Source organism: Pseudomonas sp. HY7a-MNA-CIBAN-0227, assembly GCF_040310325.1.
Lineage (GTDB): Bacteria > Pseudomonadota > Gammaproteobacteria > Pseudomonadales > Pseudomonadaceae > Aquipseudomonas.
Map to the genome: position 1 here is coordinate 252,247 of NZ_JBEOPT010000005.1, position 12,121 is coordinate 264,367.

The window sequence follows — 12,121 nt, forward strand, 5'->3', positions numbered from 1 at the left end:
CGAAACGGTGATTCAAAAAAGGTTATTTACTGGTCAATTGCAGGTTGGCGGCAGCCGGTTTGCCGTCGAAGGTGGTCACCCCTTCCAGCCAGCGCTGCTGGTCTTGCGGGTGATCCTTGAGCCACTGCTTGGCCGATTCGAAAGCGTCCTTGTGATCGAGCAGCGGCTGCATCATCCGGCTCTCGTCTTCGGCGGTGTACGTCAGGTTGCTCAGCAGGCGGCTAACGTTGGGGCATTGTTGAGCGTAGGTGGGCGAGGTGACGGTCCACACTGTGGCCATGCCCTCGTTCGGGCCCAGGGCGTCGTCGCTGCCGGTGAGGTAAGTCATCTTGACGTTGACGTTCATCGGGTGCGGCGCCCAGCCGAAAAACACCACGGCTTCATTGCGACGCACGGCGCGATCCACTGCGGCAAGCATGCCGGCCTCGCTGGATTCCACCAGCTGGAATTTGCCCAGGCCAAACTGGTTCTTGGCGATCATCGCCTTGATCTGGGTGTTGGCACCTGAACCGGGTTCGATGCCATAGATCTTGGCGCCCAACTCTTTTTCGAACCTGGCGATATCGGCGAAGGTTTTCAGGCCCTTGTCGGCCAGGTAGGTCGGCACCGCGAGGGTGGCACGGGCGTCCTTGAGGCTCGGCGCATCAAGGACCTTGACCTGCTTGGCGTCGACAAACGGGGTGATGGTCTGGGTCATCAGCGGGTTCCAGTAGCCGAGGAACATATCCAGGCGCTGATCGCGGATTGCGGCGAAGATGATTTGCTGGGACGCGCTGGTCTGTTTGGTCTTGTAGCCGAGGCCGTCGAGCAATACTTGGGTCATGGCGCTGGTGGCGATTACGTCGGTCCAGTTCACCACGCCCATGCGCACGTTCTGGCAAGAAGCCGCATCGGCTGCCATGACGTTGGTGCTCAAGATGGCGCTGGCGCTGAGTGTAAGCACACAGCGGCTGATCAGTCGGTTCATGGTGCAGCCCTCGGCAGGTCGTTATTGTGGGTTCCGGCGTCTTTGTGCGCCGTGCAGCTAGGTTGTGCAGTTTTAAGCTACGCAGCTTGAGGGCAAACAAAACGCACGGCGGCGACCAGCTCTTGCACTGCAGCGACCTGTCCGCTTGAATGCCCCATTGAACTGGGGTATCACAGTGCCCACGCGGCCCGTCCTACGAGAGCGCTCCATGTCCCAGGATTTCTACTTTCTGCTGATGCCGGGTTTCTCCGCCATCGGCTTTATTTCCGCCATCGAACCGTTGCGCGTGGCCAATCGCTTTCGTGGTGAGCTGTACCGTTGGCATGTGCTGAGCGCGGATGGCGGCGCGGTGCTGGCGAGCAACGGCATGTCGGTCAATGCCGACGCGGCGCTGGAACCGCTGAAGAAGGGTTCAACCCTGCTGGTGGTGGCCGGTTTCGAACCGCTGAAGTTCGCCACGCCCGCCCTGGAATATTGGCTGCGCCGTCTCGACCACGACGGAGTGACCCTTGGCGCCATCGACACCGGCAGCTTTGTCCTGGCTGAAGCAGGACTGCTCGACGGCCACCGACTGACCCTGCACTGGGAAGCCATCGACGCCTTCAAGGAGTCCTATCCACAGCTGACGGTGATTCAGGAACTGTTCGAAATCGACCGCCGACGCATTACCTCGGCGGGCGGTACCGCCTCTATCGACCTGATGCTCGACCTGATCAGCCAGGCCCACGGTCCGGAGCTGGCGATCCAGGTGTCCGAGCAGTTCGTACTGGGTCGCATCCGCCCACGCAAAGACCACCAGCGCATGCAGATCGCCACGCGCTACGGCATCAACAACAAGAAACTGGTGCAGGTGATTGGTGAGATGGAACAGCACACCGAGCCGCCGCTGAGCACGCTGGCGCTGGCGGAGGCGATCAAGGTCACACGGCGGCAGTTGGAGCGGCTGTTTCGGTTGCACCTCAACGACACGCCGAGCAACTTCTACCTGGGCCTGCGCTTGGAAAAGGCCCGGCAGTTGCTGCGCCAAACGGACATGAGCGTGCTGGAAGTGAGCATTGCCTGCGGCTTTGAGTCACCGTCGTATTTCACTCGAAGTTACCGGGCGCGATTTGCCAAGTGTCCGAGAGAGGATCGGCGACGGGAGGTGGTTTGACCGCAATTTATAGTCAATTCTAGCGACGACCATAACTGGCTTGCCTGCGATTGCGATGCAACAGTCAACACTTCACCGGCGGGCCCACAGCTATCGCAGCATAGGTATCTACACAACGCTTGATGGTTGGCGGATTCCCTGTGGTGATCGAGCTTGTTGTGCCCAGCGGGTTTTCTGTGGCAAGCCGGTTCACCACAACACGCTCCTACACTAAATAGCGGTGGGACTTATTTCTTCACCAGCGCTGAACACGCTGCTTTAAACGCTTCATGCTGATACTTGTTCAGCGTCGCTGGCAGGGCGAAATCGTGTTTCTTGTTTTGCGCATTAATGGTTTGCCGATTCCCTGTGGCGAGCGGGCTTGCCCGCGTTGGGCTGCGCAGCAGCCCTGAAACATGCCCCTTCGTTCTGTCTGAAAGAATGTGCTGTTCTTACTGGGGCCGCTTCGCGGCCCAACGCGGGCAAGCCCGCTCGCCACAGAAAGCCCGTTCACCACAACACGCTCCCACGCTAAATAGCGGTGGGGCTTATTTCTTCACCAGCGCTGAACACGCTGTTTTAAACGCTTCATGCTGATACTTGTTCAGGGTCGCTGGCAGGGCGAAGTCGTGTTTCTTGTTTTGCGCGTTGATAGTCTGCGGCGACAGCAACGTTACCTCGCAGCCTTCCAGCAGCTGAAATATGCCTTCAATCTTGAAGGTGGTCGGGCCGCCGGCGAACTCGCCTTTCTTGCTGCGCTTCTTGATGGCGATACGGGTGATGCCGTTGTCGCGGATAAAAGCGGCCACTTGGGTGGCGAAGGCTTTGACGTTGGCCGCTTCATCGTCGTCTTCGAGGGCAATTTTTTTGGTGGCCAGGGCGATGTGGTTCAGTGTTTGGCTGTCCAGGGAGGCGACGGCGATGATGGCTTCGCTGCCTTTGATTTCGATGCCGCAGATGTTCATGGAGTCGCCTTGGAAAGGGTGGAGAGGCCGCGAATGGTCGCGCACCTTGGGATCAGGGTCAAAGCTTTCGACGGGCGGCTGCCATCAGGCTCAGGCACGCAGCCGCCAGGGCCAGTGCCGTCATCAGCGCACCCATCAACGGCGTCATTTCCAGTCTGTCCTTGGCAATCACCACACCACCCAGCGCGGCGCCCAAGGCCACGCCCAGCTCCCTGGACAATAACGGCAAAATTCCGCCTACCAGGTTTTCATCGATACTGGCCACGAAGGCAGCGAGGGCGAGCAGATAGATGCGTGGGTTCATGGGGGTCGCATATCCTGCTTATTCCTGCCCGATCGACTCCAAAAACTCCGACCGCTGGTCGCTCATCCTGGCCAGGCAGTCATTCTGCACAATGGCATAAGCCTTGGTCCCAGGCACGGCCGGGAAGGTGTCCACCGCGCAATCGGCGTCCCGCAGCTTCTGCCATTTTTGCTGGGCGTCGGCAAGGCGGGCGGTGATGTCGGCCAGTTTTGCCTTGTCGCTGCCATACAGAGGACGCATGCGCTCCTCCAGCAGGCTTTGGTAGTTGTCCTTGAGCAGTTGCTCGGCGGTGGTTTTGTTGTAGGTGGCGCATTCCAGGGTTTGCTGGTCGTTTTCTATGCCGTCGCAGGGCGTGCTGTCGGGGTCTTCTGCCGCCTGCACGCCGGTTGCGATGAGTGCCAAAGCCAGGAAAATCGATTTCATTGCGCCGTCTCATATCAGGTGATGCGGGGAATTCTGGCTCAAGCGTAAGACAAAGAACAGTCGCCAGTCAGACATGTCATAGCACCCTTTGTCGTGGATTGACGCTTTCGGCAATTCCCCTGTCGTTTTTGCACCCGGCTCCGTCAGCCCCTGGGCATATGCTGGCCCCAAAGCGCCGGCAGACGATTCGGCGCATGAATCGCCAAAAAGGGGACAGCCTGATGAGCCCAGCCGAACTGCACGCCGACAGCATCGTTATCGACGGGCTGATCATTGCCAAGTGGAACCGCGACCTGTTCGAAGACATGCGCAAGGGCGGCCTGACCGCCGCCAACTGCACAGTCTCGGTGTGGGAAGGCTTCCAGGCCACGATCAACAACATCGTCGCCAGCCAGACCCTGATCCGCGAGAACAGCGACCTGGTGATCCCGGTGAAAACCACCGCCGATATCCGCCGCGCCAAGGAACAGGGCAAGACCGGCATCATTTTCGGCTTCCAGAACGCCCATGCCTTTGAAGACCAACTCGGCTACGTCGAGATCTTCAAGCAGTTGGGCGTTGGCGTGGTGCAGATGTGCTACAACACCCAGAATCTGGTGGGCACCGGCTGCTACGAGCGCGACGGCGGCCTGTCGGGCTTTGGTCGCGAGATCGTCGCCGAGATGAACCGCGTCGGCATCATGTGCGACCTGTCTCACGTCGGCTCCAAGACCAGCGAAGAGGTTATCCTCGAGTCGAAAAAACCGGTGTGCTACTCCCACTGCCTGCCGTCGGGCCTTAAAGAGCACCCGCGCAACAAGTCCGATGAAGAACTCAAGTTCATTGCCGACCATGGCGGCTTTGTTGGCGTGACCATGTTTGCGCCGTTCCTGGCCAAGGGCATTGATTCGACCATCGACGATTACGCCGAAGCCATCGAATACACCATGAACATCGTCGGCGAAGACGCCATCGGCATTGGCACCGACTTCACCCAGGGTCATGGCCAGGATTTCTTTGAAATGCTGACCCATGACAAGGGCTACGCCCGCCGCCTGACCAGCTTCGGCAAGATCATCAACCCGCTGGGCATCCGCACCGTGGGCGAGTTCCCCAACCTGACCGAGACATTGCTCAAGCGCGGCCATCCTGAGCGCGTGGTGCGCAAGATCATGGGCGAGAACTGGGTCAGCGTCCTCAAGGATGTCTGGGGCGAATAAGCCCGCCTCTAAACAACGATCCCGTAGCACGACAACACAACGAATTTTCTGGAGTTAAGTTTCCATGGCCAAGATCGCCCCTCAATTGCCTATCGAAGTCGACAGCGAAACCGGTGTCTGGACCTCTGACGCCCTGCCGATGCTCTACGTGCCACGGCACTTTTTCGTCAACAACCACATGGGCATCGAAGAAGTTCTGGGCGCTGACGCTTACGCCGAAATCCTCTACAAGGCCGGCTACAAATCTGCCTGGCACTGGTGTGAAAAAGAAGCTGAATGCCACGGCCTGGAAGGTGTTGCGGTGTTCGAGCATTACATGAAACGCCTGTCGCAGCGCGGCTGGGGCTTGTTCAAGATCCAGGACATCGATCTCGACAAGGGCACCGCCAGCGTAACGCTTGCGCACTCGGCGTTTGTCTACGTGTACGGCAAGGTCGGGCGCAAGGTCGACTACATGTTCACCGGCTGGTTTGCTGGCGCCATGGACCAGATCCTGCAAGCGCGCGGCAGCAAAATTCGCACCGTGGCTGAACAGGTCTACGGCGGCTCCGAAGAGGGCCACGACGACGGCCTGTTCACCGTCAAGCCGTTGTAAGTCGAGGACCCTGCCATGGCTTTCGAAGCAATGTTTGCGCCGATCCAGATCGGCAAACTGACCATCCGCAACCGCGTGCTCAGTACCGCCCACGCCGAGGTGTATGCCACCGACGGCGGCATGACCACCGACCGCTATGTGAAGTATTACGAAGAGAAAGCCAAGGGCGGGATCGGCCTGGCGATCTGCGGCGGTTCTTCCAGTGTCGCCATCGACAGCCCACAAGGCTGGTGGAGGTCGGTGAACCTGGCCGATGACCGGATCATCCCGCACTTCCAGAACCTGGCCGATGCCATGCACAAGCATGGCGCCAAGATCATGATCCAGATTACCCACATGGGCCGTCGCTCGCGTTGGGATGGCGAGCATTGGCCGACGCTGCTGTCGCCGTCAGGCATCCGTGAACCGGTGCACCGCGCTACCTGCAAAACCATCGAGCCGGAAGAAATCTGGCGAGTGATCGGTAACTACGCCAGCGCTGCGGCACGGGCCAAGGCCGGTGGCCTGGACGGCGTGGAGCTGTCGGCAGTGCACCAGCACATGATCGACCAGTTCTGGAGCCCACGGGTTAACAAGCGCACCGACGAATGGGGCGGCAGCTTTGAAAATCGCATGCGCTTCGGCCTTGAAGTATTGAAGGCTGTGCGCGCTGAAGTAGGGCCGGATTTTTGCGTCGGCATTCGTTTGTGTGGCGATGAGTTTCACCCGGATGGCCTGTCCCACGAGGACATGAAACAGATCGCCAAGTACTACGACGACACCGGCATGCTCGACTTTATCGGTGTGGTCGGCTCGGGCTGCGACACCCACAACACCCTGGCCAACGTTATCCCCAACATGAGTTATCCACCGGAGCCATTCCTGCACTTGGCGGCCGGGATCAAGGAAGTGGTCAAGGCTCCAGTGCTGCACGCGCAAAACATCAAGGACCCGAATCAGGCGACCCGCATCCTGGAAGGCGGCTACGTGGACATGGTCGGCATGACCCGCGCCCACATCGCCGACCCGCATTTGATCGCCAAGATCAAGATGGGCCAGGTCGACCAGATCAAACAGTGCGTCGGCGCCAACTACTGCATCGACCGCCAATATCAGGGCCTGGACGTGTTGTGCATCCAGAACGCCGCCACTTCCCGTGAATACATGGGTGTGCCGCATATCATCGAAAAATCCACCGGAGTGAAACGCAAAGTGGTGGTAGTCGGTGCCGGCCCTGCCGGGATGGAAGCCGCCCGCGTTGCCGCTGAACGTGGTCACGACGTAACCCTGTTCGAGAAGAAAGAGTTTATCGGTGGGCAAATCACCACCGCCTCGAAAGCGCCGCAACGGGACCAGATTGCCGGGATCACCCGCTGGTTCCAGCTGGAACTGGCGCGGCTGAACGTCGACTTGCGCCTGGGCGTTGCGGCGGATGCGGCGACCATCCTCGACCTGCATCCGGACGTGGTGGTGTTGGCGGTTGGCGGTCATCCGTTTCTGGAGCAGAACGAACATTGGGGCGCAGCCGAAGGCTTGGTAGTCAGCAGTTGGGACGTGCTCGATGGCAAGGTAGCGCCGGGCAAGAACGTGCTGGTGTACGACACCATTTGCGAGTTCACCGGTCTGTCGGTGGCGGACTTCTTGGCCGACAAGGGCAGCCAGGTGGAGATTGTCACTGACGATATCAAGCCGGGCGTGGCCGTCGGTGGCACGTCGTTCCCGACTTACTACCGCAGCCTATACCCCAAGGAAGTGATCATGACCGGCGACATGATGCTGGAAAAGGTCTACCGCGAGGGCGACAAGCTGGTGGCGGTACTGGAGAACGAATACACAGGCGCCAAGGAAGAGCGGGTGGTCGATCAGGTGGTGGTCGAGAACGGCGTGCGCCCGGATGAAGAAATCTACTACGCACTCAAGCCAGGCTCGCGCAACAAGGGCCAGATGGACATCGAAGCCTTGTTCGCGATCAAGCCGCAACCGTGCCTGAGCGAGGCGGGTGAGGGGTACTTGCTGTTCCGCATTGGTGACTGTGTGGCCCAGCGTAATACCCACGCCGCCATCTACGATGCCCTGCGCCTGTGCAAGGATTTCTAAAGGATTGCCACGCTCACCCTGTGGCGAGGGGGCTTGCCCCCGTTCGGCTGCGAAGCAGTCGTAAACCGGTCAATGCGGTTTTCCTGATACACCGCGCTGGCTGATTTGGGGCCGCTTCGCAGCCCAACGGGGGCAAGCCCCCTCGCCACAAGTAGGTGCAGGCTTTCACCGGCCTGCACATGACCCCGAGGTCTTTGGGAGCTTCACCATGTTGAACACCCTTCTTCCCATCCTGCTCTTTGCTGCCCTGGGCCTTGCCGTCCTCGGCGCGCTACGGCGGGGGAACATGTGGCGACGCGGCCGTTCGTCCAAGGTCGACTTGATCGGCGGCCTGCTGGCTATGCCCAAGCGCTACATGGTCGACCTGCACCATGTGGTCGCCCGCGATAAGTACATCGCCAACACCCACGTCGCCACAGCGTTGGGCTTTGTGCTGTCGGCGCTGCTGGCGATCCTGGTGCATGGTTTCGGCCTGCATAACCGCATCCTCGGCTACGCCTTGTTGCTGGCCTCGGTGCTGATGTTCGTCGGCGCGAGCTTTGTCTACCTGCGCCGTCGCAACCCGCCATCGCGCCTGTCGAAAGGCCCGTGGATGCGCTTGCCGAAAAGCCTGATGGTGTTCTCGGTGAGCTTCTTCCTGGTGACCCTGCCAGTGGCCGGGATTCTGCCTGCCGATTTCGGCGGCTGGCTGCTGGCGGCTCTGCTCGGCCTGGGCGTGCTGTGGGGCGTATCGGAAATGTTCTTCGGCATGACCTGGGGCGGGCCGATGAAACATGCCTTCGCCGGTGCCTTGCACCTGGCCTGGCACCGTCGCGCCGAGCGCTTTGGCGGTGGCCGTTCCACTGGCTTGAAACCTTTGGATCTGACCGATAAAACCGCGCCGCTGGGCGTGGAAAAACCCAAGGATTTCACCTGGAACCAGCTGCTGGGTTTCGATGCCTGCGTGCAGTGCGGCAAGTGCGAAGCCGCCTGCCCGGCGTTCGCCGCCGGCCAACCGTTGAACCCGAAAAAACTCATCCAAGACATGGTCGTCGGCCTGGCCGGCGGCACCGACGCGAAGTTCGCCGGCAGCCCGTACCCAGGCAAGCCAGTAGGCGTACACAGCGGCAACCCCCATCAACCGATCGTCAATGGCCTGGTGGACGCTGAGACCCTATGGTCCTGCACCACTTGCCGCGCCTGCGTGGAAGAGTGCCCGATGATGATCGAGCACGTGGACGCCATCGTCGACATGCGCCGCTACCTCACCCTGGAAAAGGGCGCGACGCCGAACAAGGGCGCCGAAGTCCTGGAAAACCTGATTGCCACCGACAACCCTGGGGGCTTTGCCCCTGGTGAGCGGATGAATTGGGCGGCGGATTTGAACCTGCCGCTGCTCAGCGACAAGAAAACCACCGACGTGCTGTTTTGGGTCGGCGACGGTGCCTTCGACATGCGCAACCAGCGCACCCTGCGCGCCTTTGTCAAAGTGCTGAAAGCGGCCAAGGTCGACTTCGCGGTGCTGGGCCTTGAAGAGCGCGACAGCGGCGATGTGGCCCGTCGTCTGGGCGATGAAGCGACCTTCCAGTTGTTGGCCGCGCGCAATATCCAGACCCTGGCCAAATACAGCTTCAAGCGCATCGTTACCTGCGATCCCCACAGTTTTCATGTGCTGAAAAACGAATACGGCGCCTTCGATGGCAACTACCTCGTCCAGCACCACAGCACCTACATGGCCGAGCTGATTGACGCTGGCGCCCTTAACCTGGGCCAGCACAAAGGTAACAGCGTGACCTATCACGACCCGTGCTATCTGGGCCGCTACAACGGCGAGTACGAGGCGCCGCGCCAAGTGCTGCGGGCGCTGGGGGTCGAGGTCAAGGAAATGCAACGCTCGGGCTTTCGTTCGCGCTGCTGCGGTGGCGGTGGCGGTGCGCCGATTACTGATATTCCCGGCAAACAGCGGATTCCCGATATGCGCATGGAAGACATCCGCGAAACCGGCGCCGAGCTGGTGGCCGTGGGTTGTCCACAGTGCACAGCGATGCTTGAAGGTGTCGTCGAACCTCGCCCATTGATCAAAGACATCGCCGAGCTGGTGGCTGACGCCTTGCTGGAAGACGCTGCGCCTGCCAAATCACCGATCAAGCGCGAACCCGTGGAGGTGCATTGATGAGCGACATTATCCGCCGCGACCCACGGGCCGAATGGATCGCCCGTAACCGCCTGCACCCGCTGCACGCGGCGATGCAGCCGGTACAACACAGTTGGATGGGGCCCAACGGGGTCATCCGCAAGAACGTGCATGGCGTCGGGTTTATCGGCCCCAACGGCATCAAGCGCATCGACCGCAGTGGCGCCCAGCAAGGCGACGCGGCCAAGCGTTCGGCGGCGGTGCAAGTGCAATTGCCGCTGCATCAGGTGGCTGCACCTGCGTTCTACATCAACGTGGTGCCGGACATGGTCGGCGGCCGCCTGAGCAGCCACGACCGCGACTTGCTGGGCCTGGCCCGGCAGTTGGCCGGCAACGACGGTGCGGTGTTGGCTGTGGTGTTTGGCGAACATAAGGAAAACGCTTTTGCCACAGCGGGTGTCGACCGACTGCTGGTGCTGGAAGGTCATGAATTCGACGGTTATTCACCGGAGCAAAGGGTCCAGGGCCTGCGGGCTGTGGATAACCAGTTCAACCCGCGCCATTGGTTGCTGCCTGACAGCCGAACCGGTGGCGGTGAACTGGGCCGACGGTTTGCCGCGAGCCTCAAGGAACGCCCTGCAACGCGCGTGTGGCAGATCAAGGGCCAGGAGTGTATCGGCCGCGCCGGAGCGGGTCAGGAAGACCTGGCGAGACCACTGCCACGAATGATTTTGGCCGCAGTGGAGTGCGCCGAACCCGTCAGCGAAACACGTCACGAAGTATTGCCCGTGGAGTTATCCACAAGCCTGGCGCGCAGCTTGCCGCGTATCGAAGATCTTGGCGCGGTGGCGGTGGACCCGGCAGCGATTCCCATGGCTGAGGCAGAATTTATTTTCTCCGGTGGCAACGGGGTCAAGGATTGGGCGCTGTTCCACCAGGCCGCAGCTGCCCTGGGCGCTACCGAAGGCGCGTCGCGGGTGGCGGTGGACGACGGCTTTATGGCCCGTGATCGCCAGGTTGGCGCCAGCGGCATTTGGGTCACTGCGCGGGTGTACGTGGCCGTGGGGATCTCCGGGGCGATCCAGCACCTGCAAGGCATCGGTGCCTGCGACAAGGTGGTGGCGATCAATCTCGACCCCGGTTGCGACATGATCAAGCGTGCCGACCTGTCGGTGATCGGCGAAAGCGCCGCGATTCTGCAAGCCTTGATCGTTGCGGTCGAGGCCTACCGCAACGGCGCCAAGCGCGATGCGGCTTAAGCAAAGGATATGGCCATGACAACCAACGTAATCAGCCTGGTGTCCATCGGCGCCCACCCGACTTCAGGCCGGCCACGCCGGGCTGAACAGGATGCCCGCGCCGTGGAACTGGGGTTGCAGCTGGCTGGGAATAACCTGCAAGTGCTGCATGCCGGTGATATTGCGGAACCCACCCTGCGCGCCTACCTGGGCATGGGATTGGAACAGCTGCATGTGCTGGAACAACCCGCTGGCGCTGACGCACTGCCAGCCCTCAGCGATTACCTGCGCGATGCTGGCGCCCAGGTGGTGCTGACCGGCAGCCAGGCGGAGACCGGTGAAGGTTCCGGGATGTTGCCGTTCCTGCTGGCCGAGCAACTGGGCTGGCCGCTGATTGTCGGCCTGGCCCTGGTGGAGTCCATAGACGGTGGCGTGGCCCATGTGCTGCAAGCGCTGCCCCGTGGCCAGCGGCGGCGCCTGAAGGTGCGTTTGCCGTTTCTTGCCACGGTGGATAACGCTGCGCCCAAACCACGGCAAAGTGCCTATGGCCCGGCCCAGCGCGGGTTGCTGGAAGCTCACGAGGTGCAGGTGCTGGACGATGAGTTATTCACAGGTGCTGTGCTGCAACCGGCGAAGCCTCGGCCCAAGCGCTTGAAGGTGATCAAGGCCAAGAGCGGTGCAGATCGCATGAAGGCGGCGACGGCCAAGGCCAGCGGTGGCGGTGGGCAGGTGCTCAAGGGTGTCAGCCCCGAAGACGGCGCCCAAGCCATTCTCAAGCTGCTGATCGAGGAAGGAGTCGTTCGCTAAGCCCTCCTCTGTAGGAGCGAGCTTGCTCGCGAAGAACCTGAGACCTGCGCGTTAAACCTGACACGCTGCGTTATCGTTGACGTTCTTCGCGAGCAAGCTCGCTCCTACAGGAGATTTGTGGGGTTACCCACAATCTCTGTTGGCCGAGCTGTGGATAACCTGTTCGCGGTTGTCCGCACCCCATGTAAATCAAGCCCTGTAGCCCTCTGTACGAAAAATAACCAACCTAACTGACGGTTTTTCCTTGGGTTTTTCTGTGGATAAGGAAAATGTCCAGCGCAGAGTTGCCCCCAAAGTCTGTT

At 60.8% G+C, this 12,121-nt stretch carries 11 protein-coding genes and 1 pseudogene; 7 read left to right on the plus strand and 5 right to left on the minus strand.

What is annotated here, in order from left to right; genetic code table 11:
• Positions 1–22: 22 nt before the first annotated feature.
• Positions 23–967, minus strand: a complete 945-nt coding sequence (gene choX / locus AAEZ06_RS11165) for a choline ABC transporter substrate-binding protein (protein ID WP_350614275.1) — start codon at positions 965–967, stop codon at positions 23–25.
• A gap of 208 nt (positions 968–1,175) precedes the next feature.
• Between choX and AAEZ06_RS11170 the strand changes: the two genes are divergently transcribed.
• Positions 1,176–2,120, plus strand: a complete 945-nt coding sequence (locus AAEZ06_RS11170; protein ID WP_149413412.1) for a GlxA family transcriptional regulator — start codon at positions 1,176–1,178, stop codon at positions 2,118–2,120.
• Between the two features lie 227 nt (positions 2,121–2,347).
• On the opposite strand, the pseudogene AAEZ06_RS11175 reads toward AAEZ06_RS11170, so the two are convergent.
• The 4 genes and pseudogenes from AAEZ06_RS11175 to AAEZ06_RS11190 form a co-directional block, all read right to left on the minus strand.
• Positions 2,348–2,458 (minus strand): annotated as a pseudogene (locus tag AAEZ06_RS11175) (DUF3010 family protein); the annotation flags it as partial.
• Positions 2,459–2,647: 189 nt separating this feature from the next.
• Positions 2,648–3,064 (minus strand): DUF3010 family protein, encoded by a 417-nt coding sequence (locus AAEZ06_RS11180; RefSeq protein ID WP_149413413.1) that lies wholly within the window; start codon positions 3,062–3,064, stop codon positions 2,648–2,650.
• A gap of 58 nt (positions 3,065–3,122) precedes the next feature.
• Positions 3,123–3,368: a hypothetical protein gene (locus AAEZ06_RS11185; protein WP_149413414.1), complete on the minus strand. Its 246-nt coding sequence runs from the start codon at positions 3,366–3,368 to the stop codon at positions 3,123–3,125.
• Between the two features lie 18 nt (positions 3,369–3,386).
• Positions 3,387–3,791: a lysozyme inhibitor LprI family protein gene (locus AAEZ06_RS11190; RefSeq protein WP_133102353.1), complete on the minus strand. Its 405-nt coding sequence runs from the start codon at positions 3,789–3,791 to the stop codon at positions 3,387–3,389.
• A gap of 221 nt (positions 3,792–4,012) precedes the next feature.
• Here AAEZ06_RS11190 and AAEZ06_RS11195 point away from each other — a divergent pair, with 221 nt between their 5' ends.
• The 6 genes from AAEZ06_RS11195 (at position 4,013) to etfB (ending at position 11,819) form a co-directional block, all read left to right on the plus strand.
• Positions 4,013–4,990 (plus strand): dipeptidase, encoded by a 978-nt coding sequence (locus AAEZ06_RS11195; protein ID WP_133102352.1) that lies wholly within the window; start codon positions 4,013–4,015, stop codon positions 4,988–4,990.
• Positions 4,991–5,054: 64 nt separating this feature from the next.
• Positions 5,055–5,585: a DUF5943 domain-containing protein gene (locus AAEZ06_RS11200; RefSeq protein ID WP_149413415.1), complete on the plus strand. Its 531-nt coding sequence runs from the start codon at positions 5,055–5,057 to the stop codon at positions 5,583–5,585.
• Positions 5,586–5,600: 15 nt separating this feature from the next.
• Entirely contained in the window at positions 5,601–7,661 is a 2,061-nt protein-coding gene (dgcA, locus tag AAEZ06_RS11205; RefSeq protein WP_149413416.1) for a dimethylglycine demethylation protein DgcA, read from the plus strand.
• Between the two features lie 208 nt (positions 7,662–7,869).
• Entirely contained in the window at positions 7,870–9,813 is a 1,944-nt protein-coding gene (gene dgcB, locus AAEZ06_RS11210; RefSeq protein ID WP_350614279.1) for a dimethylglycine demethylation protein DgcB, read from the plus strand.
• The gene (gene etfA / locus AAEZ06_RS11215) at positions 9,813–11,033 is read left to right on the plus strand and encodes an electron transfer flavoprotein subunit alpha (RefSeq protein ID WP_350614281.1); all 1,221 of its coding nucleotides are present in this window, start codon (positions 9,813–9,815) and stop codon (positions 11,031–11,033) included. The genes dgcB and etfA overlap by 1 nt, the downstream gene beginning before the upstream one ends.
• Positions 11,034–11,048: 15 nt before the next feature.
• Positions 11,049–11,819, plus strand: coding sequence for an electron transfer flavoprotein subunit beta (etfB, locus tag AAEZ06_RS11220; protein ID WP_350614283.1), 771 nt, complete (start codon positions 11,049–11,051; stop codon positions 11,817–11,819).
• Positions 11,820–12,121: the final 302 nt, after the last annotated feature.

Excerpts from the sequence above, each read along its gene's own strand:
- choX (WP_350614275.1), bottom strand. The coding sequence starts at position 967 with ATGAACCGACTGATCAGCCGCTGTGTGCTTACACTCAGCGCCAGCGCC.
- AAEZ06_RS11170 (WP_149413412.1), top strand. The coding sequence starts at position 1,176 with ATGTCCCAGGATTTCTACTTTCTGCTGATGCCGGGTTTCTCCGCCATC.
- AAEZ06_RS11180 (WP_149413413.1), bottom strand. The coding sequence starts at position 3,064 with ATGAACATCTGCGGCATCGAAATCAAAGGCAGCGAAGCCATCATCGCC.
- AAEZ06_RS11185 (WP_149413414.1), bottom strand. The coding sequence starts at position 3,368 with ATGAACCCACGCATCTATCTGCTCGCCCTCGCTGCCTTCGTGGCCAGT.
- AAEZ06_RS11190 (WP_133102353.1), bottom strand. The coding sequence starts at position 3,791 with ATGAAATCGATTTTCCTGGCTTTGGCACTCATCGCAACCGGCGTGCAG.
- AAEZ06_RS11195 (WP_133102352.1), top strand. The coding sequence starts at position 4,013 with ATGAGCCCAGCCGAACTGCACGCCGACAGCATCGTTATCGACGGGCTG.
- AAEZ06_RS11200 (WP_149413415.1), top strand. The coding sequence starts at position 5,055 with ATGGCCAAGATCGCCCCTCAATTGCCTATCGAAGTCGACAGCGAAACC.
- dgcA (WP_149413416.1), top strand. The coding sequence starts at position 5,601 with ATGGCTTTCGAAGCAATGTTTGCGCCGATCCAGATCGGCAAACTGACC.
- dgcB (WP_350614279.1), top strand. The coding sequence starts at position 7,870 with ATGTTGAACACCCTTCTTCCCATCCTGCTCTTTGCTGCCCTGGGCCTT.
- etfA (WP_350614281.1), top strand. The coding sequence starts at position 9,813 with ATGAGCGACATTATCCGCCGCGACCCACGGGCCGAATGGATCGCCCGT.
- etfB (WP_350614283.1), top strand. The coding sequence starts at position 11,049 with ATGACAACCAACGTAATCAGCCTGGTGTCCATCGGCGCCCACCCGACT.